This window comes from Leisingera sp. CC-HEC093 (assembly GCF_059429195.1).
The window spans coordinates 37,366-59,260 of the sequence record NZ_JCAIJR010000003.1 but is presented as its reverse complement, the minus strand read 5'-3'; the positions used below and the strand labels follow the sequence as shown (position 1 = coordinate 59,260).

General features: G+C 63.1%; 21 protein-coding genes. 12 read left to right on the top strand and 9 right to left on the bottom strand.

The features are described 5' to 3' along the window. Nucleotides 1-7: 7 nt before the first annotated feature. The 5 genes from AC5STB_RS21035 to AC5STB_RS21015 are packed head-to-tail and all read right to left on the bottom strand — an operon-like array spanning nt 8 to nt 4,162. On the bottom strand, nt 8-865 hold the full coding sequence (locus AC5STB_RS21035; protein ID WP_495444816.1) for a CheR family methyltransferase: 858 nt from the start codon (nt 863-865) through the stop codon (nt 8-10). Beyond that, on the bottom strand, nt 862-1,344 hold the full coding sequence (locus AC5STB_RS21030) for a chemotaxis protein CheW (RefSeq protein ID WP_019297432.1): 483 nt from the start codon (nt 1,342-1,344) through the stop codon (nt 862-864). Before AC5STB_RS21030 ends, AC5STB_RS21035 begins: the two co-directional genes overlap by 4 nt. Beyond that, nucleotides 1,334-3,502 carry a chemotaxis protein CheA gene (locus tag AC5STB_RS21025; protein ID WP_495444815.1) on the bottom strand — a complete coding sequence of 723 codons (2,169 nt, stop codon included), beginning with the start codon at nt 3,500-3,502 and terminating at the stop codon, nt 1,334-1,336. Before AC5STB_RS21025 ends, AC5STB_RS21030 begins: the two co-directional genes overlap by 11 nt. 1 nt (nt 3,503) lies before the next feature. Next, a complete protein-coding gene (locus AC5STB_RS21020; RefSeq protein WP_495444814.1) occupies nt 3,504-3,878 on the bottom strand; it encodes a response regulator in 375 nt (124 codons plus the stop codon). Further along, nucleotides 3,875-4,162: an STAS domain-containing protein gene (locus AC5STB_RS21015; RefSeq protein WP_495444813.1), complete on the bottom strand. Its 288-nt coding sequence runs from the start codon at nt 4,160-4,162 to the stop codon at nt 3,875-3,877. The genes AC5STB_RS21020 and AC5STB_RS21015 overlap by 4 nt, the downstream gene beginning before the upstream one ends. Nucleotides 4,163-4,576: 414 nt before the next feature. Here AC5STB_RS21015 and AC5STB_RS21010 point away from each other — a divergent pair, with 414 nt between their 5' ends. The 7 genes from AC5STB_RS21010 (at nt 4,577) to AC5STB_RS20980 (ending at nt 12,298) form a co-directional block, all read left to right on the top strand. After that, on the top strand, nt 4,577-6,940 hold the full coding sequence (locus tag AC5STB_RS21010) for a methyl-accepting chemotaxis protein (RefSeq protein ID WP_495444812.1): 2,364 nt from the start codon (nt 4,577-4,579) through the stop codon (nt 6,938-6,940). A gap of 167 nt (nt 6,941-7,107) precedes the next feature. Beyond that, nucleotides 7,108-8,049: a CheB methylesterase domain-containing protein gene (locus tag AC5STB_RS21005; RefSeq protein ID WP_495444862.1), complete on the top strand. Its 942-nt coding sequence runs from the start codon at nt 7,108-7,110 to the stop codon at nt 8,047-8,049. 25 nt (nt 8,050-8,074) lie between these two features. Then, nucleotides 8,075-8,638 carry a chemotaxis protein CheD gene (locus AC5STB_RS21000; protein WP_495444811.1) on the top strand — a complete coding sequence of 188 codons (564 nt, stop codon included), beginning with the start codon at nt 8,075-8,077 and terminating at the stop codon, nt 8,636-8,638. Between the two features lie 105 nt (nt 8,639-8,743). After that, nucleotides 8,744-9,559, top strand: a complete 816-nt coding sequence (gene modA, locus AC5STB_RS20995; RefSeq protein ID WP_495444810.1) for a molybdate ABC transporter substrate-binding protein — start codon at nt 8,744-8,746, stop codon at nt 9,557-9,559. Next, the gene (modB, locus tag AC5STB_RS20990) at nt 9,556-10,260 is read left to right on the top strand and encodes a molybdate ABC transporter permease subunit (RefSeq protein ID WP_495444809.1); all 705 of its coding nucleotides are present in this window, start codon (nt 9,556-9,558) and stop codon (nt 10,258-10,260) included. The genes modA and modB overlap by 4 nt, the downstream gene beginning before the upstream one ends. Next, nucleotides 10,260-11,342: a molybdenum ABC transporter ATP-binding protein gene (gene modC / locus AC5STB_RS20985; RefSeq protein WP_495444808.1), complete on the top strand. Its 1,083-nt coding sequence runs from the start codon at nt 10,260-10,262 to the stop codon at nt 11,340-11,342. The genes modB and modC overlap by 1 nt, the downstream gene beginning before the upstream one ends. Nucleotides 11,343-11,467: 125 nt before the next feature. Beyond that, nucleotides 11,468-12,298 (top strand): bifunctional allantoicase/(S)-ureidoglycine aminohydrolase, encoded by an 831-nt coding sequence (locus AC5STB_RS20980; RefSeq protein WP_495444807.1) that lies wholly within the window; start codon nt 11,468-11,470, stop codon nt 12,296-12,298. 50 nt (nt 12,299-12,348) lie between these two features. On the opposite strand, the gene bhcR is transcribed toward AC5STB_RS20980, so the two are convergent. Continuing rightward, nucleotides 12,349-13,182: an HTH-type transcriptional regulator BhcR gene (gene bhcR / locus AC5STB_RS20975; protein ID WP_495444806.1), complete on the bottom strand. Its 834-nt coding sequence runs from the start codon at nt 13,180-13,182 to the stop codon at nt 12,349-12,351. A 197-nt stretch (nt 13,183-13,379) separates the two neighbouring features. On the opposite strand from bhcR, the gene bhcA reads away from it, so the two are divergent. The 5 genes from bhcA (at nt 13,380) to AC5STB_RS20950 (ending at nt 18,364) form a co-directional block, all read left to right on the top strand. After that, entirely contained in the window at nt 13,380-14,570 is a 1,191-nt protein-coding gene (gene bhcA / locus AC5STB_RS20970) for an L-aspartate--glyoxylate aminotransferase BhcA (RefSeq protein ID WP_495444805.1), read from the top strand. Then, nucleotides 14,570-15,538, top strand: a complete 969-nt coding sequence (gene bhcB, locus AC5STB_RS20965; RefSeq protein ID WP_495444804.1) for a beta-hydroxyaspartate dehydratase BhcB — start codon at nt 14,570-14,572, stop codon at nt 15,536-15,538. Before bhcA ends, bhcB begins: the two co-directional genes overlap by 1 nt. Before the next feature lie 16 nt (nt 15,539-15,554). Continuing rightward, nucleotides 15,555-16,718: a 3-hydroxy-D-aspartate aldolase BhcC gene (gene bhcC / locus AC5STB_RS20960; RefSeq protein WP_495444803.1), complete on the top strand. Its 1,164-nt coding sequence runs from the start codon at nt 15,555-15,557 to the stop codon at nt 16,716-16,718. Nucleotides 16,719-16,790: 72 nt separating this feature from the next. Beyond that, complete coding sequence (gene bhcD / locus AC5STB_RS20955) at nt 16,791-17,756, top strand: iminosuccinate reductase BhcD (RefSeq protein ID WP_495444802.1); 966 nt, start codon at nt 16,791-16,793, stop codon at nt 17,754-17,756. Nucleotides 17,757-17,851: 95 nt separating this feature from the next. After that, nucleotides 17,852-18,364 carry an AmiS/UreI family transporter gene (locus AC5STB_RS20950; protein WP_495444801.1) on the top strand — a complete coding sequence of 171 codons (513 nt, stop codon included), beginning with the start codon at nt 17,852-17,854 and terminating at the stop codon, nt 18,362-18,364. 65 nt (nt 18,365-18,429) lie between these two features. Here AC5STB_RS20950 and AC5STB_RS20945 read toward each other — a convergent pair whose 3' ends face one another. The 3 genes from AC5STB_RS20945 to puuE form a co-directional block, all read right to left on the bottom strand. Beyond that, entirely contained in the window at nt 18,430-19,866 is a 1,437-nt protein-coding gene (locus AC5STB_RS20945) for a nucleobase:cation symporter-2 family protein (protein ID WP_495444800.1), read from the bottom strand. Nucleotides 19,867-19,939: 73 nt separating this feature from the next. Beyond that, on the bottom strand, nt 19,940-20,431 hold the full coding sequence (locus AC5STB_RS20940) for an ureidoglycolate lyase (protein ID WP_495444799.1): 492 nt from the start codon (nt 20,429-20,431) through the stop codon (nt 19,940-19,942). Next, nucleotides 20,428-21,843: an allantoinase PuuE gene (gene puuE, locus AC5STB_RS20935; protein WP_495444798.1), complete on the bottom strand. Its 1,416-nt coding sequence runs from the start codon at nt 21,841-21,843 to the stop codon at nt 20,428-20,430. Before puuE ends, AC5STB_RS20940 begins: the two co-directional genes overlap by 4 nt. Nucleotides 21,844-21,895 lie beyond the last annotated feature (52 nt).

The following is a 21,895-nucleotide window of genomic DNA, read 5'->3' as shown; positions in this document are numbered from 1 at the left end:
GACAGGGTTACCTGCCAGCGGGTGAGTTGACATAAGTGGTGATCCCGGCCGTCTTCAGGTGCTGCGCAGCCGGGCCAGACATGCGCTCGGAATGACCTATGAAGAGGGTGCCGCCCGGGTTCAGGGCATTCTGGAAGGCGCTCCAGACTTTCTGCTGGGTCGGGTTGTCGAAATAGATCGCAACATTCCGGCAGAAAATCGCATCGAACTTGCCCCGGAACGGGAAGGGTTCGATCAGGTTCAGCACTCCAAAGGTGATCAGCTTGCGCAGGCTCTCCGGCAGCCGCCCGTCCGGATCGCGTTTCGGCACAAGTTTGCTGTACTTGGCATCGATCTGGGCCAGCTCATCCTCAGGATACTTGGCTGCCTGGCCATGGCGCACCACCACCGGATCGATATCCGTACCCAGAATCTTGATATCCAGATTGGCCGCCTCCGGACACACATCCAGCAGCGTCATGGCAATCGAATAGGGCTCCTGCCCGTTGGAACAGCCGGCCGACCACAGCCGCACCCGGCCGCCGCGCCGGGCCTGTTCCACCAGCGGCGGCAGCACGTCGTTGCGCAGGGTTTCGAAGTGATGCGGTTCCCGGAAGAAATGGGTCACATTGGTGGTCAGCAGCGACAACAGTCCGCTGCGCTCCTGGTCGGCATTGGGGCCGTCCAGGCTGGCAAGGTAATCCTTGAAATTGGTGATGTTGCGCTGGCGCAGCTTGCGGGCCAGGCGCGATGACACCAGCGGTTTCTTGCTTTTTGCCATCGCCAGGCCGAAGTTCTTGTGCGCAAACTGCGCAATGGCTTCGAATTCCTGGTCGCTGAGCGTGAAGCTGTCCGCCTGGGTAGTGATGGTTCCTTCTGCGCTCACGGCATCACCTGCTCCGGAGCCGAGATCACCGCATCAAGATTGATGATGCGCACCATAGTGTCATCATGCGAGATGATGCCCTGGATGTACTCCATCGTGTTGCGGCTATCCACCGGCGGGGTGTCCTGGATGTCGTCCGGGTTGATCGAAATGATCTCGGAGACCGACTCGGCCAGCAGCCCGACCGGTTTTCCGTGCACCGAAACAACAATGACCACGTTGCGTTCGCTGGCCTCGGTCTGCTGCAGGCCGAAGCGAGCGGAGAGATCGTAAATCGGGATCACCGCGCCGCGCAGGTTCATCACCCCCAGCACATCGGCCGGGGCATGCGGCAGGATGGTCACCGGCGACCAGCGCCGGATCTCCCGGATCTGGGTGATCTTCAGGCAGAAGGCCTGCCCGGCCACCGTGAAGCTGACAAACTCGCTGTGCTCGGCGTGTTTCACTTCCTGATCGGTTTGCTTCACTTCAGCTTGCATTGCTTATTCTCCGCTCGGGGTCAAAGGCGGCCGCTGTGGGCGAGGCCGCAATGATGCTTTCTGGATCCAGGATCATGGCGATTTTGCCGTCACCCAGGATGGTTGCCGCGGCGACGCCGGGGATTTCCCCGCACACGCCGTCCAGGCTCTTGATCACCACCTGGCGCTGATCGTGGATGTCATCGACTGCCAGCGCGCAGCGCTGGCCGGTTTCGGTTTCCACCAGCAGGTAAACACCGGCCTGCCGATCGCTTTCGCGGTACAGGCCCAGGGCACCCGCGACATCGCAGATCGGCACGAAGTTGCCGCGGATCGACAGCAGGGTGCCATCGGCGCCCAGGCTGTTGATCATGTCATCGCTGCCGCGCATGGTTTCCACGATCGAGGTGATCGGCACCACCATGGTCTGATCAGCCACTGACACCACCATGCCGTCCATCACTGCCAGGGTCAGCGGCAGGATAATGGTAAAGGTTGAGCCTTTGCCGGGTGTCGACGAGATGTTGATCCGCCCGCCAAGACCGGTCACGGCGTTTTTGACCACATCCATGCCGACACCGCGGCCGGACAGGTTGGAGATCTCCTTGGCCGTCGAGAAGCCTGGCGCAAACAGAAGGTTGTCGATCTCGCTGTCCGTCAGTTCGGCGTTTTCCGGGATCAGCCCTTTTTCGATGGCGATCTGTTTGACCCGCGGGCGGTTCACGCCGGCGCCATCGTCCTTGATCTCGATGCAAACACTTCCGGAGCGGTGCGATGCCGACAGCCGGATTTCACCGGTTTTTGACTTGCCCGCGGCTTCGCGGTCATCGGGCTTTTCGACGCCGTGGTCGACCGCGTTGCGCAGAATATGCGTCAGCGGGTCGGACAGCCGTTCGATCACCGTTTTGTCGACCTCGGTGTTTTCGCCTTCGTTGACCAGCTTGCAAGTCTTGCCGGTCGCGGCAGAGGCCTCACGGACGATCCGCGCCATGCGCTGGAACAGCGGCTTCACCGGCTGCGCCCGGATGGCCATGACGCCTTCCTGAATGTCGCGTGCCAGGTTTTTGAAGCCTTCCAGCTCGGTCTCCACGTCCCTTGTATCGGGCACGTTGAGATTGGCAATCTGCTGGGCCAGCATCGAATGGTTGATGATAAGCTCCCCGACAGCGTTGATCAGCCGGTCCACCCGCTCAAGCTCGACGCGGAGAGTGGGCTTGGGACCGCCGCGCTGCTCCTGTTTGCCGCTCTCGGCTTTCGGGGCCGATGCCTTTTCCCCGGCTGCTGCCGGCTTGGCTTCGGGTTCAGGTGCGGGGACCGGCGGTTCAAAAGGGGCGGCAGGGGTATCCTCGGTATCCTCGCCTGCTGCCTCAGCGGCGGGCGGAGCGGCAAACATCGCATCAAGCGCTGCCAGCGCATTGGCTTCCGCCTCGGAATCCCCGTCGCCATCAATCGACAGCTCGCACAGGCCTTCGACGAATTCAAACACGGCTTCGACCACCGAGCGCTGCTCCTTGGTGACCAGCACCAAGTTCCAGGCCAGATAGCTTTCGCTGGTGTCCATCGTGTCAAAGCCGGGCAGCTCGTTCTCGTCCAGCTGGACGGTCAGCTCCCCCATGTCCTTGAGCGCCTGGAACAGGAAGAACGGCTCGTTTCCGGTACCGTACATTTCCTTCAGCGGCTGAAAGCGGATCCGGTAGGTCTCTTCCTGCGGTTCTGCCGGGGCAGTGCCGATATCGCCGAGATCCATCATGGGTGCCGGGCCGCCAAGACCCATCGGCTCGAAGGTGAGGTCTTCCTCTTCTTCGGGGGTGTATTCATCCAGCGCCGCCAGCAGGGTGTCGTGATGCGCCTCGTCGATCTGGCCGCCGTCGCGGGCGGCTTCGACCAGCGCGGACAGATGATCGCTGGCGCGCAGCAAGAGCTGAACCAGCTTCTCATCCAGATCCAGCCGGTTTGAGCGCACCTCGTCAAACACGGTCTCGAACCGGTGGGCAAAAGCCACCAGATCATCGAGGCCAAAGGCTCCGGCGCCGCCCTTGATCGAGTGCACGGCCCGGAAGATTGCGTTGACTACCTCAGGGTCCTGATCGCCTCCTTCGATGGCGGTCAGCCCCTCATCCGTTGCTTCAAGGAGCTCTTCGCACTCCTCAAAGAAGGTATCCTGAATCGACCCCGACATCTTAGGCCGCGGCTCCGGTTACGCGCTTGAGGGCAAAGATCAGCGACGCGTCGTCAAACGGTTTGGTGATCCAGCCGGTGGCGCCGGCGCCGCGGGCCCGGGCCTTCAGCTCCGGTGCGCTTTCGGTGGTCAGCACCAGGATCGGCACTTTGGAGTTGATGCCGTTGCCGCGCAGTTCCTCAATCACGCCAAAGCCGTCGAGATTGGGCATGTTGATGTCGGTGATCACCACGTCCGGCGCCACGTCCGGGTACATGTCCACGCCCTCGCGGCCGTCAACCGCGCAGTGGTATTCAAAACCGGCTTCTTCCAGGGTTGCGGCCAGCAGATTCCTGATTGTGCGGGAATCGTCGATTGCCAGAACTTTGGTCTTCATGCTGTTTCCTCGTCTTCAAAACGGTTGGGCTCCAGCCCCAGAAGCGTCAGGGACTTGCGGCAGGTTTCGGTGATATTGGTGACTGAGAAGCCTACCCCCTCGGACCGCCACTGCTGCTCTGCGCTGAGCAGGAGCTGCAGGCAGCGCGACGGCATCAGCGCAACGCCGCGGCAGTCAACTTCAACTGCCTGGGCGCGGGCGCCTTGCAGGAAGGCGATCAGCGGATCCAGCTCCGCGAAGGCGTTCGGCAGGTTCAAGATGTGCTTTTGCGTTTCCGTAGTCATTTTCGGCGATTCGCACCCCCCGTTATCGGCGATCAATTCGAGTTCGATGAGCCAATTCTTAGGCGGCGGGCCTTAACATTTGATTGCCGAACTGAACGCACAGACAGGGATTCATAAGGAGGCCCGCAGCAAATCCTCTGCGGAAATACCGTCAATTTTTAGCAGTGTTTCCGGGCCGGCAGAATCACCTGACGGCGCAGCAGCAGGCGTCTTTCCGGTGCCGTGCACAGCCTGCGGATGCATTTTAACCGGACTTTCAGAAAGTGACGCCCGACCGCGGCAGATTCCGGCAGAATTCTGCACCGGAAGGGGCCAGGCCGCACGCCGCGTAAGCGGCAAATTAACATATGCGCTGCAAGCTGACTGGCATCACTTTTGCGGTGGCCTAGACCGCATCGCTCTTAGGAGGACGGAATGAAAGCGTTCAAATCGCTCAAGCTGGCACACAAGTTGCCGCTGTTTGTTGTTGGATTCGGTGTGCTTGTGACGGCGATTCTCGTCACCATCAGCACAATCAGTTTCCAGCGCAGTGCCGAAGAAAATGCAGAGGACCAGTTCCGCTCAATGGTGGCGGACCGGAAGTATTCTGTGCAGACACTGATGACCGGTATCCGGGCGGATGTGCAGACCCTATCCGCGGTGCCGTCCACGTCTACCGCCATCGAATGGCTGACCATGACCTGGAATGATCTGGACGGGAATCCGGGCCAGATCCTGCGCCAGGCGTATATCGACGACAATCCGAACCCGCTGGGAGAGAAGCACCTGCTGCTGCGCGGCGAGGGCGAGTCGCCCTATCACATGCATCACGAGACCTTTCATCCGGCCTACAAGACCCTGATCGAGAGCAAGGGCTATTATGATGCCTTCCTGATCAACCTGGCTGGCGACATCGTCTACTCAGTCTTCAAGGAAAACGACTTCGGAACCAATGTGATGACCGGGCCGTTCAAAGAGTCCGGCCTGGCAGATGTCTACCGCAGCGCGCTGGAAGGCAGCCGCGGCGAAGTGTTCTTTGCCGACATGCAACCCTATGCGCCCTCCGGCGGTGCGGCCGCGGCTTTTGCGGCCTCTCCTGTTGTGAACGACGCCAATCTTACTGTTGGTGTGCTGGTGGTGCAGATCCCGGTGGATTTGCTGGGCACCATCGTCAACAATGAGCAAGGCATGGGCGAAACCACCCAGGTCTACCTGGCAGGCGAAGACATGCTGGCACGGACCGGCTCCCGGTTCGAAGGCGGGTTTGAAGTGCTGTCGCAGCTGCCGGAGTCGCAGCAGGTGCAAACTGCCTTTGATGGCGAAGCCCATGTTCATCACGGGGTAACCGGCCTCAGCGGCCAAAAGGTTCTGGCCTATTCGGAACCGCTGCCGCTGGAATTCGGCAATTGGGTGATCATTGCCGAACAGGATTGGACCGAACTCACAGCGCCGGCCGTTGCAAAGCGCAATATGCTGCTTCTGGCCTCTGTGATCTGTGCCGGCGGCATGTCGGTCTTCGGCTGGCTGTTTGCCCGTTCGGTGACCAGGCCGATCGACCAGATCTGTACCGACATGGAGGCTGTGTCCTCCGGCGAGCTGGACGTCGAGATCGCGGCCGCCCGCCGCGGCGATGAGATCGGCAAGATCGGCAAGACGCTGGTCTCCATGCAGGACGACCTGAAGCTGGCCCGCGCTGCTGAGGAGGAGCGCGCCGAAATGCAGCGCCAGCAGCAGCAGGTGGTCGAAAGCCTGAGCAACGGATTGGTGCAGCTCGCGGACGGCGATTTCTCGCAGCCGATCACCTCTGTCTTCCCGGCGGAATACGAGCAGCTGCGGCAGAATTTCAACAGCACCGTCAGCAACCTTAGCGGCACCGTGCAACAGGTGATCGAGGCCTCCGGCAGTATCCGTAACGGTGCGGCCGAAATCAGCCAGGCCTCCGACGATCTGTCGCACCGCACTGAAAGCCAGGCCGCGACGCTGGAACAGACCGCCGCGGCGCTGGATGAACTGACGGCGAGCGTGAAATCCGCCGCCGACGGCGCCCGCAGCGTTGAGTCCACCATGGCGGAGGCCCGCACCGAAGCGGAGAACAACCGTCAGGTGGTGCAGAGCGCGGTGGCGGCGATGACCGAAATCGAGCAGTCGTCGAACCACATCAGCCAGATCATCAGCGTGATCGACGACATTGCCTTTCAGACCAACCTCTTGGCACTGAACGCAGGCGTCGAGGCGGCGCGGGCGGGTGAGGCCGGCAAGGGATTTGCGGTGGTCGCGAGCGAAGTGCGCGCCCTGGCGCAGCGCTCCTCGGATGCGGCGATGGAGATCAAGACTCTGATTTCCGACAGCTCCAAGCAAGTGGAGCGCGGCGTCGACTTGGTCGGTAAGGCCGGCGAGGCGCTGCAGAGCATCGTCGAGCAGGTGACCCATATCTCGCAGCTGGTCTCCGGCATTGCCGAAGGCGCGGCAGAGCAGTCCACCGGCCTCAACGAGATCAACACCGGCGTCACCCAGCTCGATCAGGTGACCCAGCAGAACGCGGCAATGGTCGAGGAGGCCACCGCGGCCGGCCACATGCTGAACACCGACGCGGGCAAGCTGGCTGAGCTGGTGGCGCATTTCCGAGTCACGGGCGGCACCGTATCCGCCCGCCCGGTCCCGGCCGCAGCACCTGAGCCGGCCGCCAAGCCGACGCCCTCGGCGCATGGCGCGGACGACTGGCAGATCGAAGCAAGCCCGGCCCCCGCTGCCGCAGCCGCAAGCGGCAACGCGGCACGCGATCTCTGGCAGGACTTCTGAATATTCACCGGAGGCGCCGCGGCGGAATCTGCGGCGCCTTCAGACTATGGCAACCTGTGCCCGCATTTCCCAAAGGCACTGCAATTTGACTGGGGAACCCATTGTCTTCGCGAAACTTATTGATCATTACAACAGACCGCACCTTTGCCCGCACACTGCAAGGCTACATGGAATCCGCCTATCCCGGCATGAAGGTGCTGTTGGCCAACAACCTGATGATGGCCTACAATCAGGCAGAGGCTGCACAGCCGGTCTTTGCCTTTGTGGAAGACGGGTTTACCAAGCTGCCCGAATTCGAAATGATGATGGCGCTTTTCTCCGCCATGGATACCCGCTGGGTCTCTGTCATGGACACCCAAGCCGCCACACCGGCCCGCAAATCCTCGCCGCTGCTGGATGTTGGCGCCGGCATCTTCGAGCTGACAAAGTCCGATCACCCCAGTCAGTTTGCCCAGTACTTCGACATGATGATCAATGCGCCGCGCCGCAGCCCCGGGGCGGCGGCAAGCGCATCGCAGGCCCGGCCCGCCTCTGCAGGCAGCAACAAGAAGCTGATCCTGATCGGCTCTTCCACCGGCGGGGTGGAGGCCCTGCGCAGCGTGCTGGTCGGCTTTCCCTTCGACTGCCCGCCAACCCTGATCGTGCAGCATACCGGCAAGAACTTCGGCAGCGGCCTGGTGTCACTCCTGGACCGCATCTGTCCGGCCCGGGTCCGGGCCGCCGAAGACGGCACCAGCCTGGAACCGGGGTATGTCTATATCGCGGCCGGGCAGCGCCGCCACATGGGGCTGACCAGCCGCAAGCCGCTGCGGCTGCGGATGAAAGAAGGCCCGGATATTTCCGGTCACACGCCTTCTGTTGACGCTCTGTTCACCTCTGCCGTGCCACATGGAAAGAACATTGTTGCCAGCATCCTGACCGGAATGGGCCAGGACGGTGCCCGCGGTCTTCTGGAGCTGCGCAAGGCCGGTGCCACGACTTTTGCCCAGGATGAGAAATCCTCGGTTGTCTACGGCATGCCCCGGGTGGCCTGGGAGATCGGCGCTGCCCAGCAACAGGTGTCCCTGGCCCGCATGGCCAGCACTCTACTCCAGGCCAGCAAGGCCTGACCGAACTGCAGGAAGGAACCTGACTTTGACAACTGTTTTCGCCAACTCAAAATCCGTAACGGTTCTGCAAGGGGAATACCGGGTGAGCACGGATCAGAAGACCATGTTTTCCACGGTTCTGGGCTCTTGCATCGCCGCCTGCATTTACGACCCGGAAAATGGTGTGGGCGGAATGAACCATTTTCTGCTGGCCAACGCCCGCGAGGGCGGTGCCGCCAACGCCCGCTACGGGATCCACGCGATGGAACTGCTGATCAACGGCATTCTCAAGAAGGGCGCCGCCCGTTCCAACCTGAAAGCCAAGGTGTTCGGCGGCGCCAAAATGTCAGCCAACCTGTCAGATATCGGGGCCGCCAATGCCGACTTTGTCCAGCGTTTCCTGCGGGATGAGGGGATCCCCTGCATCTCCTCCAGTGTCGGCGGCACTTCGGCGCGGCGGGTCCGCTTCCACCCCTGTACCGGCGCGGCGCAGCAGACCCATGTCAAAGACGACCGCAGGCTGGGTGAGTTGGAACAGAGGGCCGCCGCACGTCCGGCACCCGCCCCGGCCCCGGCGGCCGCAGGTGCAGGCGTCGTCGATCTGTTCTGACCTGCCGGCGTCCTTGGTGCTGCGTCCGGGACAGCAAACCCCTGAGTGCCGCGCAAGAAATACCGTTTGCCCGCACCGGCCGGCAGGGGTAGTCCCTTAGGGGACATGAGCGCAAACTTGGCTTCATTTGTGAATTCATTGGCTTCGCCGGTTTTCTGGCGGAGCCTTTTGGCCGCTGGGGCGTTCACTCTGGGCCTGTCCGGCCAGTCACTGTCTCAGGCCCCGGCCGGAATAACCGTGTTTGCCGCTGCCAGCACCAAGACCGCACTGGACGAGGCTGCCGCATCCTACGAAGCCGTCTCCGGCAGGGACGTCACGCTCTCCTATGCAGGCTCGCCCGCGCTGGCCCGGCAGATCCAGCTGGGCGCCCCGGCGGATGTGTTCATTTCAGCCAATCCCGGCTGGATGGATGTCCTGCAGAAGGAGGGCCTGATCGACGCCGCATCCCGCCTGGACCTGCTGGCAAACCGCCTGGTGCTGGTCGCGCATGGCCGCGGGGTGCCTCCGCTGGATCCGGAAACCGCCGATCTGGCCGGGCTGCTGGACGAGGGCCGCCTTGCCATGGCGCTGGTGGATGCGGTGCCTGCGGGCATCTATGGCCGGGCTGCCCTGACGGCGCTGGGACAGTGGCAGGCAGTCGCACCGAAAGTGGCTCAAACCGCCAATGTGCGCGCGGCGCTGGCGCTGGTCGCCTCCGGCGAGGCGCCGATGGGGGTGGTCTATGCCACCGATGCCGGGGCGAGCGATGGCGTCACAGTGATTGCGGCCTTCCCGGAGGACAGCCATCCGCGGGTGATCTACCCCGCTGCCGCTGTGTCCGGCGGCGATGCTGCTGAGGCCCGCGCCTTTCTGGAGTTTCTTAGCAGCCCGGAGGCCCGCACCATATTCCTGAATCACGGGTTCGGAGTGCCGGGGAAGTGAATGCTGAGACCGCATGGCTGGGACCCGAGGAGTGGCAGGCGGTACTGCTGTCGCTGCGTGTCTCAATCTGGGCAACCCTGGCGTCGCTGCCGCTGGCGGTCTTTGTGGCATACGCGCTGGCGCGCTGGCAGTTTCCCGGCAAGCAGATCGTGAACAGCCTGGTGCACCTGCCGCTGATCCTGCCGCCGGTGGTGACCGGCTACCTGCTGCTGATGGTATTCGGCACCAAGGGGCCGGCTGGCGGGGCGTTGCAAGAAATCGGCATCGTCTTTGCCTTCCGCTGGACCGGGGCGGCGCTGGCCGCGGCCATCATGGCCTTTCCGCTGATGGTCCGGGCCATCCGCCTCTCGGTGGAGGCTGTGGACCCCAAGCTGGAGCAGGCCGCCGCCACACTGGGCGCCTCCCGCCTGATGTGTTTTGCCACGATCACGCTGCCGATGATCCTGCCCGGGCTGATCGCCGGTGCGGTGCTGGGCTTTGCCAAGGCTATGGGCGAGTTCGGCGCCACCATCACCTTTGTCTCCAGCATCCCCGGGCAAACCCAGACGCTGCCCTCCGCGATCTATACGTTCCTGCAGGTGCCCGGCGGGGAGACCGCGGCACTGCGGCTGACGCTGGTGTCGATTGCAATCGCCCTGACCGCTCTGCTGCTGTCAGAACTGCTGGCGCGCCGGGCGGCTGACCGGGCGGAAGGGCGCTGATGCTGACCGTGTCGCTGCAACACGCGCTGCCGGGGTTCGGATTGGACGTGCAATTCGAGGCACCGCCGGGCGTCACCGTGCTGTTTGGCCGCTCCGGCACCGGCAAGACGACCGTCATCCAAGCGGTGGCCGGGCTGCTTCGGCCGGATCAGGGCCAGGTGGCACTGGAGGGTGAGGTGCTGTGCGACACCAGCCGGGGGCAATGGCTGCCGCCGCACAAGCGCCGCATGGGCTATGTCTTTCAGGAAGGACGGCTGTTTCCGCATCTGACGGTACGGCAGAACCTGGCTTTCGGGCAGTGGTTCGCACCGCGGCATGCAAAGCGCGAAAGCCTGGATCAGGTGGTGGAGCTGTTGGGCATCGGCCCGCTGCTGCATCGGCGTCCCGGGCGGCTGTCAGGCGGTGAAAAGCAGCGGGTTGCCATTGGCCGGGCGTTGCTGGCCGCGCCGCGGATGATCCTGGCGGATGAACCGCTGTCGGCGCTGGATGAGGCCCGCAAGGCGGAAATTCTGCCCTATTTCGAACGGCTGCGCGACGAGATCGGCATTCCGATGCTCTACGTCAGCCATTCCGCCGCGGAGGTGGCGCGGCTGGCGACCACCGTGGTAGTGCTGCAGGACGGCAGGGTGCTGCGGCAAGGCACCGCGGCGGAGGTTCTGGGCGATCCAGCAGTCCTGCCCGCGGGCGTCCGTGCGGCTGGGGCATTGCTGCAGGCGCGGGTTGCCCGGCATCACAGTGATGGGCTGACGGAGCTGGATGCAGGCGGCGTGCCGCTGTTCCTGCCGCAGATCGCCAAAGCGCCCGGCAGCTTGGTCCGGGTGCGGATTTCGGCGCATGAGGTGATCCTGTCGCGCCAGCGCCCCGAAGGGCTGTCGGCGCTCAATATCCTGCCAGGCACGGTAGAGCACCTGCGCACCGGCGGCGGCCCGGGGGCCATGGTGTCGCTGCAAACACCTGCGGGCCGGGTGCTGGCGCGTGTGACCCGCCGGTCGGCGCAGGCGCTGGGGCTGGAAGCCGGGGCAGGCTGCTTTGCCATTGTGAAAACCGTTTCCATCGCGCCGGAGGATATCGGCGGCGGCTAAACAGGTTCTGCCCGCCTTCAAAATTTCCGAAATAATCCTTCAGGTAATCTTGATACGGAAATAAGTTCGATTGCGCCGGGCAGGCGGGTATCAATGGGGCAGCACTTCAGCAGGAAAGGCAGCCCATGACCAATCGATCCTACTATGCGCCCGAAGGCGGGCTGCCGCCGCAGACCCAGCTGCTGACCGACCGCGCCATGTTTACCGAGGCCTATGCGGTGATCCCCAAAGGCACAATGAGCGATATCGTGGCGAGCCTGCTGCCGTTCTGGGACAAGGCGCGGTTCTGGGTGCTGTCACGGCCCCTGTCCGGCTTTGCCGAAACCTTTTCGCAGTATATCGCTGAGGTGCAGCCCGGCGGCGGCAGCGACCATCCGGAGACTGAGCCAGGCACCGAAGCAGTGCTGTTCGTGGTGCAGGGCGCCATGACCCTGACCATCGACGGAACCCCGCATGAGGTAGAGGAGGGCGGTTATGCCTTCCTGCCCCCGCAGGCCAGCTGGAGCCTGCGCAACAACGGCGATGCGCCGGTGCGTTTCCACTGGATCCGCAAGGCCTATCAGCCGGTTGCAGGACTGGACGCGCCGCAGGCTTTTGTCACCAGCGACAAGCACGTCGATCCGACCCCGATGCCGGGAACCGAGGGCAAATGGGCAACCACCCGGTTCGTCGACCCCAATGACCTGCGCCACGACATGCATGTGACAATCGTCACCTTTGAACCCGGCGCGGTGATCCCCTTTGCCGAAACCCATGTGATGGAACACGGGCTTTATGTGCTGGAGGGCAAGGCGGTCTACCGGCTGAACCAGGACTGGGTCGAGGTTGAGGCCGGCGATTACATGTGGCTGCGCGCCTTCTGCCCGCAGGCCTGCTATGCGGGCGGCCCGGGCAAGTTCCGCTATCTGCTCTATAAGGACGTCAACCGCCACATGCCGCTGGCACCGCTGCGCTGAGAGGCAGGGGAGCGCCCGGCCCTGATATGTGCCCGGACGCTGCCCGGCTGTCAGCCGGGCGGGGTGTCCCCCGCTGCAGGCGCGCCCAATCCATAAGACAGTTTCTGCGCGGCGTCCTTGACCAGGGCGCCGATTCCATTGATGCCCCCGTCGGGCATCCGTGCGGTGGGGCCGGAAATGGAAATCCCCGCCTGCACTTCGCCCTGCATGCCGAAAACCGGCGCCGCGACGCAGCGCATGCCCGGCGCCTTTTCCTCATCGTCGAATGACCAGCCGCGGCTGCGGATTTGCACAAGGTCGGCGCGCAAAGCGTCTGCGGAGGTCAGGGTTTTCTCCGTGAACCGCTCCAGCGTGCGCCCGCGCAGGAAACGGGCCAGCTGATCCTCGCCGAAACAGCTGAGCAGCGCCTTGCCAATACCGGAAGCATGCATCGGTGAGGTGGTGCCGGGCGGGAAGAAGGCCCGGATCGATTCATGGGTTTCCACCTGGCTCACGAACATCACGTCGCCGCCCCGTTCGATGCCGAGGTTGGAAGTCTCGCCCGTCGCTTCCATCAACTCCCGCATTACCGGCCGGGCGCGTTCTATCACGCTGGAGCGGCGCAGGAAGGCAGAGCCGAGACGGAAGGCCATCGCGCCGATGTGCCAAGTCTGCGACAGCGGCTCCATCTCGACAATCTGGCGCGCCTCCAGCGTGGCCAGCACCCGGTACATGGTGGCCGCCGACTGATCCAGCGCGGTGGAGAGTTCCGTCAACGTCATACCGCTGGCGCCGGCCAGCGCATCGAGCACATCCAGCGCCCGGTCAAGCGACTGGATCGTGGCCGGCTGGCTGGCGGAATCAAAGCTTTTGGGGCGGCCCTTGCGGCGCGGCGTCTGAGACAATTTCAGGTCTTTCTTGGCAATTCAAGCAGCTGCTTATGGATAAAACTGAAAATCACTTCTGTACAGTGAAAAAACTAAAGTATCTGAAATTATGAAAAAATCGCTGTCTTGCTGATTTTTGAAAGCTTTTTTCAAAAAAGTTCCCCTGCTGACTGCTTCCCCTTAAAGTGAAGGAAATCGCCACAGGAGGGCACGACATGAGCTTTCAAAATCCGGTTTTCATCCCCGGTCCGACCAATATGCCCGAAGTACTGCGCAAGGCGGTGGACATGCCGACGCTGGACCACCGCTCGCCGTTGTTCGGTCAGATCCTGCATCCGGCGCTGGCCGGTGTGAAAAAGGTTCTGAAAAGCGAAACCGCCGAGATCTTTGTGTTTCCGTCGACCGGCACCGGCGGCTGGGAAACCGCGATCACCAACACCTTGAACGCAGGCGACAAGATTCTGGCCGCGCGCAACGGCATGTTCAGCCACCGCTGGATCGACATGTGCCAGCGCCATGGCTTGGACGTTCAAGTGGTTGAGACCCCCTGGGGGGAGGGCCTGCCGGCGGACCGCTACGAGGAAATCCTGACCGCCGACACATCGCACCAGATCAAGGCAGTTCTGGCGACCCACAACGAGACCGCAACCGGCGTGAAGTCCGACATCGCCGCCGTCCGCCGCGCGCTGGACGCCGCAGGCCACCCGGCGCTGCTGTTTGTCGATGGCGTGTCCTCCATCGCCTCGATGGACTTCCGGATGGATGAATGGGGCGTCGATATCGCCGTCACCGGTTCGCAAAAGGGTTTCATGCTGCCGCCGGGCCTGGCCATCGTCGGTTTCTCGCCCAAGGCGATGAAGGCGGCGGAGACCGCGACCCTGCCGCGGACCTTCTTTGACATCAAGGACATGGCCAATGGCTATGCCAACAGCGCCTATCCCTACACGCCCTCCGTCGGCCTTCTGAACGGTCTGAACATGGCTTGTGGTATGCTGCTGGATGAAGGGCTGGAGAACGTCTTTGCCCGCCACCACCGGATTGCCGAGGGCGTCCGCGCTGCGGTCCGCGCCTGGGGGCTGGAGCTGTGCGCCGTGTCGCCGGATGTCTATTCCGACAGCGTCAGCGCCATCCGCACGCCGGACGGGTTTGACGCCAATAAATTCGTGAGCCTGGCAGCCGAGAAATACGGCGTCGCCTTTGGCACCGGCCTGGGCGAGGTCGCGGGCAAGGTGTTCCGCATCGGCCACCTGGGCAGCCTGACCGATGTGATGGCGCTGTCAGGCATTGCGACCGCCGAAATGGTGATGGCCGACCTGGGCCTGGACATCCAGCTGGGTTCCGGCGTGGCAGCGGCACAGGACTACTACCGCGGCAACACCGCCGGTCGCGCCAAGGCCGCCGCCTGATGAAGGATACCGCTATGTATATCCCAACCTATGAGGACATGCTGGCTGCGCATGAGCGCATCCAGCCCCATATCCGCCGCACGCCGGTGCGCACCTCAGCCTATCTGAATGAACTGACCGGGGCGGAGCTGTTCTTCAAATGCGAGAACTTCCAGGAGCCGGGCGCCTTCAAGGTGCGCGGCGCCAGCAACGCGGTTTTCGGGCTGGATGAGGCGCAGGCCGATAAGGGCGTGGCGACGCATTCCTCCGGCAACCATGCCTCCTGCCTGTCTTATGCGGCGATGCTGCGCGGCATCCCGTGCAACGTGGTCATGCCGCGCACCGCGCCGCAGGCCAAGAAGGACACCGTGCGCCGCTACGGCGGCAAGATCACCGAATGCGAGCCCTCGACCAGCTCGCGCGAAGAGACCTTTGCCAAGGTGCAGGCGGAGACCGGCGGCGACTTTGTGCATCCCTACAATGACCACCGCGTGATTGCGGGGCAGGGCACCTGCGCCAAGGAATTCGTGGAGCAGACCGACGGCCTCGACATGGTTGTGGCCCCCATCGGCGGCGGCGGCATGATCTCGGGCACCTGCCTGACGCTGTCGACGCTGGCGCCCGAAACCCAGGTGATCGCGGCGGAGCCGGAGCAGGCCGACGACGCCTACCGCAGCTTCAAGGCAGGTTACATCATCGCTGATGATGCGCCCAAGACCATCGCCGACGGGCTGCTGGTGCCGCTGAAGGATCTGACCTGGCATTTCGTCAGCAACCACGTCAGCGAGATCTACACCGCGTCCGACGTGGAGATCATCGAGGCGATGAAGCTGATCTGGAAGCACTTGCGCATCGTGATGGAGCCGTCCAGCGCGGTGCCGCTCGCCACCATTCTGAAAAACAAGGACGCCTTCGCGGGCAAACGCGTGGGCCTGATCGTCACCGGCGGCAATGTCGACCTCGACAAGCTGCCCTGGATGAACAGCTAAACTGGGGAATATCAAAATGAACGCACAGACCAAATTCGAAGAGCTTGAAGTCGGCTATGACGTCCCGGCGATCCCGGGCATGGACGAGGCTGACATCCAGACCCCTGCGCTGGTCCTCGACCTGGACGCGCTGGAGCGCAACATCAAGAAGATGGGCGACTATGCCAAGGCGCACGGCATGCGCCACCGGGTGCACGGCAAAATGCACAAGTCGGTGGATGTGGCCAAGCTGCAGGAGACCTTGGGCGGTGCCGTCGGCGTCTGCTGCCAGAAGGTGTCCGAGGCTGAAGTCTTTGCCCGCGGCGGCATCAAGGACATCCTGGTGTCCAACCAGGTGCGCGACCCGCAGAAGATCGACCGTCTGGCCCGCCTGCCCAAGCTGGGCGCCCGCACCATCGTCTGCGTTGACGATCTGGACAACGTGGGCGACCTGTCGGCGGCGGCCCAGAAGCACGGCACCGAACTGGAAGTTTTTGTCGAGATTGATTGCGGCGCGGGCCGCTGCGGCGTAACCACCACCGAAGCGGTTGTCGAGATCGCCAAGGCGGTGAACGCATCAGAGAACCTCAAGTTTTCCGGCATCCAGGCCTATCAGGGCGCGATGCAGCACATGGACAGCTACGAGGACCGCAAGGCCAAGCTGGACATCGCCATCGCGCAGGTTGCCGATGCGGTCGAAGGCCTGAAGAAGGAAGGCATTGAATGCGAGCTGGTTTCCGGCGGCGGCACCGGCTCCTACTACTTTGAATCGAACTCTGGCGTGTACAACGAACTGCAGTGCGGCTCCTACGCATTCATGGACGCGGATTACGGCCGTATCCTGGACAAGGACGGCAAACGGATCGATCAGGGCGAGTGGGAAAATGCCTTCTTCCTTTACACCCAGGTGATGAGCCACGCCAAGGCCGACAAGGCCATCGTGGACGCCGGCCTCAAGGCGCAATCGGTCGACAGCGGCCTGCCCTTCATCTTTGGCCGCGACGATGTGGAATACATCAAATGCTCCGACGAGCACGGTGTGGTGTCCGACCCTGACGGCGCGCTGAAGGTGGGCGACAAGCTGCGTCTGGTGCCGGGCCACTGCGACCCGACCGCCAACGTGCATGACTGGTACGTCGGTGTGCGGAACGGCAAGGTCGAAACCCTCTGGCCCGTCTCGGCCCGCGGCAAGGCCTACTAACCGAACCATCCCCGAACTGGCGGAGGTGCGCATGCCGCCCTCCGCCGGCTTTTTTGTTGAGGAGAAACAGACATGTATATCGTTCCGGAAAAGGCGATTGCGGACCTGGTGACCCGCGAAGCCTCGTTCGATGCGGTCGAGAAGGTCTTTGCCGCCATGGCCGCAGGCGATGCCTACAACTTCCCCGTGGTGCGCGAGGCAATCGGCCACGAGGATGCGCTTTACGGCTTCAAGGGCGGCTTTGACCGCGCGGGCCTGACCCTGGGCCTCAAGGCCGGCGGCTATTGGCCGAACAACCTGGAAAAACGCGGGCTGATCAACCACCAGTCTACCGTTTTCCTGTTCGACCCCGACACCGGCAAGGTGAAGGCGATGGTGGGCGGCAACCTGCTGACCGCACTGCGCACCGCCGCGGCGTCTTCGGTGTCGATCAAGCATCTGGCCCGTAAGGACGCCAAGGTGATCGGCATGATCGGCGCTGGCCATCAGGCGAAGTTTCAGCTGCGGGCCGCCTTGGAGCAACGCAGCTTCGAGAAGGTGATCGGCTGGAACCTGCACCCGGAGATGCTGCCGAACCTGCAGGAAGTTGCGGATGAGGCGGGTCTGCCCTTTGAAGCAGTCGAACTGGACGGCATGCGCGAGGCGGATGTGATTATCTCGATCACCTCGTCCTTCGATGCGATCCTGAAGGCGGATCAGGTCAGCCCCGGCACCCATATCGCCTGCATGGGCACAGACACCAAGGGCAAGCAGGAGGTAGATCCGCAACTGCTGGTCGCCGCGGACGTGTTCACCGACGAGGTGGCGCAATCCATCTCCATCGGTGAGGCGCAGCACGCGGTGGCCCAGGGCCTGATCCAGGAATCCGATGTGGCCCAGATTGGCGCAGTGATCAACGGCACCAACCCGGGCCGCACCTCGGACGGCCAGATCACCCTGTTCGACGGCACTGGCGTCGGCCTGCAGGATCTGGCCGTTGCGGCCTCTGTGGTGGAAGTTTCTGTCGAAAAAGGCATCGCCATCGAGGTCGATTTCTAAGCCCTAGCCAGAAACACATTCTGCAAATATCCGCATAGCGGAGAGGCAGGAGAGAGGTGTACCTCTCTCCTGTTTTTCGTTGAGGGACTGAACAAATGTTTCTGGGATTGAGCCTGCTGGTGGTCGGCGTGGTGCTGTGCCTGAACGGCCTCTGGCAGATGGGCCGGATCGAGGACCGCGAGATTATCCTGATCAACGCTGTTGCAGCACTGGTGTTCTTCGCCACCGTGCTGCTGATCGCGCTGGCGGCGCGGCAGCCGGCGGACCTGCTGGATGCGGGCATGACACTGCTGTTCGGTACCACCTACCTGTGGGTCGCCTATAACCGGACCTTTGCCTCCAGCGGCGAAGGGCTGGGGTGGTTCAGCGGCTTTGTCGCGCTGACTGCAGCGCCCATGGTGGTGCGGGTGCTGGCGCAAGCGGACGGTTTGTTCGACGTCTGGCTGGCCGGTTGCTGGGCCGCTTGGTCCGGGCTCTGGTTCCTGTATTTCCTGAATCTTGCCCTCAAACGCGGCAACCCCCGGCTGACTGCCTCAGCAACGCTTTTGTGCGGGATCTTCACCGGCTGGCTGCCGGGACTGGCAATGCTGCACGGGCTGGCCGGCTGAGTAACGAAAAGAACCGGCCCGCAACGGACCGGTTCTTCGATTTAGTTTACCTGACGCGCTGCGCTTCAGGCGTGATCCTCCTGCGGCAGTGAACCCTTGCCGTGGCCGCTCATCCCGCCTGAGACTTCTTCGGTGGCCTCACCTGCCAGTTCCTGCGGCAGCACCAGGTTCAGCACGATGGCAATCAGCGCTGCCGGCAGCAGGCCGCTGGTCAGCAGGATGCGCGCGGTATCGGGCATATGCTGCAACGCGCCGGGTTCCAGCTGCAGGCCGAGGCCGATGGACAGCGAGATTGCAAAGATCACCATGTTGCGGCGGTTCCAATCCACGTCCGACAGCATCGACACACCGGCCGCAACCACCATCCCGAACATCACGATCACGCCGCCGCCCATCACCTCAATCGGCACCGTGCGGATCACCGCGCCCACCTTGGGGATCAGCCCGCAGACGATCAGGAAAATGGCGCCGCAGGTTACTACATGGCGGCTCATCACTCCGGTCATCGCGATCAGGCCGACGTTCTGACTGAAGGAGGTGTTGGGGAAGGCGCCGAAAAAGCCCGCCACGGCAGTGCCCACACCATCGGCATAGGTTGCACCTGCGATCTCCTCCTCGGTGGCCTCGCGGCCCGCGCCGCCCTTGGTCACACCAGAGACATCGCCGACGGTTTCCACCGCAGAGACAAAGCTCATCAGGCAGAAGCCGATTATGGCAGCGGCGGAGAATTCAAAGCCGTATTTGAACGGCTGCGGCAGGGCAAAACCCGCGGCCTGCGACCAGGAACCGGTGACAGCCTCAAAGGTCAGCATGCCGGTCATCAGCGCATAGATGTAGCCCACGATCAGGCCCAGCAGCACGGCAGAGACCGACAGCATGCCCTTGGTAAAGAACTTGAGGCCGAGGGTGACAATAATCACCACCAGCGCCGCTGACCAGTTCAGGAGCGAGCCGTATTCCGGCGTGCCGATGGCCGGAACCCCGCCCGCGGCATACTGGATGCCGACCTTGACCAGCGCCAGTCCGATCATCGTGACCACCAATCCGGTGACCAGAGGTGGCAGGGCAAAGCGGATCTTGCCGATCACCGTGCCGAGCAGGCCATGGAAGATACCGCCGACAATGACGCCGGTGAAAAGGGCCGCCAGCCCGTCTACACCCTTGCCCGCAACCAGCGGGATCATGATCGGCAGGAACGCAAAGGAAGTCCCCTGCACAATCGGAAGCGCCGATCCGATGGGCCCAAGAGTTATGGTCTGCAGAAGCGTAGCGATGCCCGCAAACAGCATCGACATCTGGATCAGATAGAGCAGTTCCGGGAAATCCGGCGAGTTGGAGCCGAAACCGAAACCAGCGGCCCCCGCCACGATGATGGCAGGTGTCACGTTTGAGACGAACATCGCCAGCACATGCTGAATACCCAGCGGCACCGCCTTGTGCAGGGGCGGCGTATAATTGGGGTCGCGCAGCTGCGCTGGCGTCCCGATTGAAGTGTCAGCCATGAAGGGATTCTCCTGTTGGTCATGGGGGTCTTGCCGCTTCTTGTTTTTTTGCTGGCGGCTTCGAGGTGTGCGGTCAGTCAGCGACCACAGTAAAAGGCTCCTTGAACCAGTGTTCTTCGAGATTGGGCGAGGTGCCGATCCGGTCGACAACGATGTACTGGCCGGGCGCGCCAAGGGGTGCGAGCACCCCGTGCCAGGTGCCGCGGTGCAGGTTGATGGACTGGCCCGGCTGGCTGATGAAAGCCTGCAGATTGACCGGCTGGCCGCCGTCATCATCTGCCACCACCACCAGCATCGGCACACCGCTGACCGGCACAAAGGCCTGGCTGCCCTCGGGGTGGCGCTCCACCATATCCACCTTGTGCGGCAGATGGCGGGCCTTGGCGTCGAACAAGCTGATGCCCGCCCGGCCGTCCGGGCCGAAATCCATGGCCGCGCGGTCGTGGTGGCGCCCGCACATGCCCTGATTGATCATCTTGTCCGGCGCGCCCGAGACCTCAATCACGTCGCCATAGGGTGCAAAAGCCGCCGCAGTCAGCGGCTTCGCTGTCAGCCGCCCGCTCACGGCAGCAGGTCCTGCAGGCGGAACTGGGCAATGCGCTCAACCTGGCGGCAGGCCTCCTCAAACTCGGTCGCCCGGTCATTGTGGATACGGCGGTGGAACGCCTCCATGATCGACGCCTTGTTGTGGTCGCGCACCGCAATGATGAAGGGGAAGCCGTGCTTCTCCACATACTCGGTGTTGAGCCGGGTGAAGGATTCACGCTCCTCGTCCGTCAGCATATCGAGGCCGGCACTGGACTGTTCCGAGGTGCTCTCCGCTGTCAGACGGCCCGCGGCGGCCAGTTTGCCCGCCAGATCCGGGTGCGCAGTCAGCACGCCCAGGCGCTCGTCCTCGCTGGCGGTGCGGAAGATGCGGCACAGCGCGTTGTGGACACCGGCGGCGCAATCATGCGCCGGTCCCAGCTCCAGGTCAAAAGCGCGGTCGGCAATCCAGGGCGAATGCTCGAAGATCGAACCGAACTTGGCGACAAAATCCTCGCGCTCCATCCGGCTCGGGCGCTCGCGCTTTACCGGCGGATGGGTCTCTGCCCAATGCTCGGCAATGTCGATGCGGCGCGGGCACCAGACGCCCTCGAACCCCTGGATGTACTCAATGAAGCGCTTGAGCCCCGCAATCTTGCCCGGGCGCCCGACCAGCCGGCAATGCAGGCCGATGGTCATCATCTTCGCAGCACCTGCTTCACCCTCGGCATAGATCACGTCAAACGCATCCTTCAGATACTGGAAGAAATGCTCGCCCGTGATCCAGCCCGGCGAATTGGCAAACCGCATGTCGTTGGCTTCCAGCGTGTAGGGGATGATCAGCTGATCACGTCCGCCGGTTTCCAGCCAATAAGGCAGGTCGTCGTCGTAGGTGTCGGAGATGTAATCAAACCCGCCCTCCTCGGCCACCAGCCGCACCGTATTGGCGCTGCAGCGCCCGGTGTACCAGCCGCGCGGGCGCTCGCCGGTCACCTCGGCGTGCAGGCGCACCGCTTCGGCAATCGCGGCGCGTTCCTCATCGTCAGCCATGTCCTTGTGCTCAACCCATTTCAGGCCGTGGCTGGCGATCTCCCAGTCCGCGTCCTTCATCGCCTGCACCTGCTCAGGGTTGCGGGCCAGGGCGGTGGCAACGCCATAGATGGTCAGCGGAATGCCCGCGCCGGTGAACAGCCGGTGCAGCCGCCAGAACCCGGCGCGGCTGCCGTATTCATAGATCGACTCCATATTCCAATGGCGCTGGCCGGGCCATTGCGCGGCACCGGGAATATCGGAAAGAAACGCCTCAGAGGCCGCATCCCCATGCAGGATGCAATTCTCGCCGCCTTCTTCATAGTTCAGAACAAATTGCACGGCGGCCTTGGCCCCATTGGGCCACTGCGGGTCAGGTGCGGCAGCACCGTATCCGCGCAAGTCACGAGGATAGCGCGTCACGTCAGGTCTCCTGTCTTTTTATTATGTATAGAACAGATAATCCGGTTCAGCT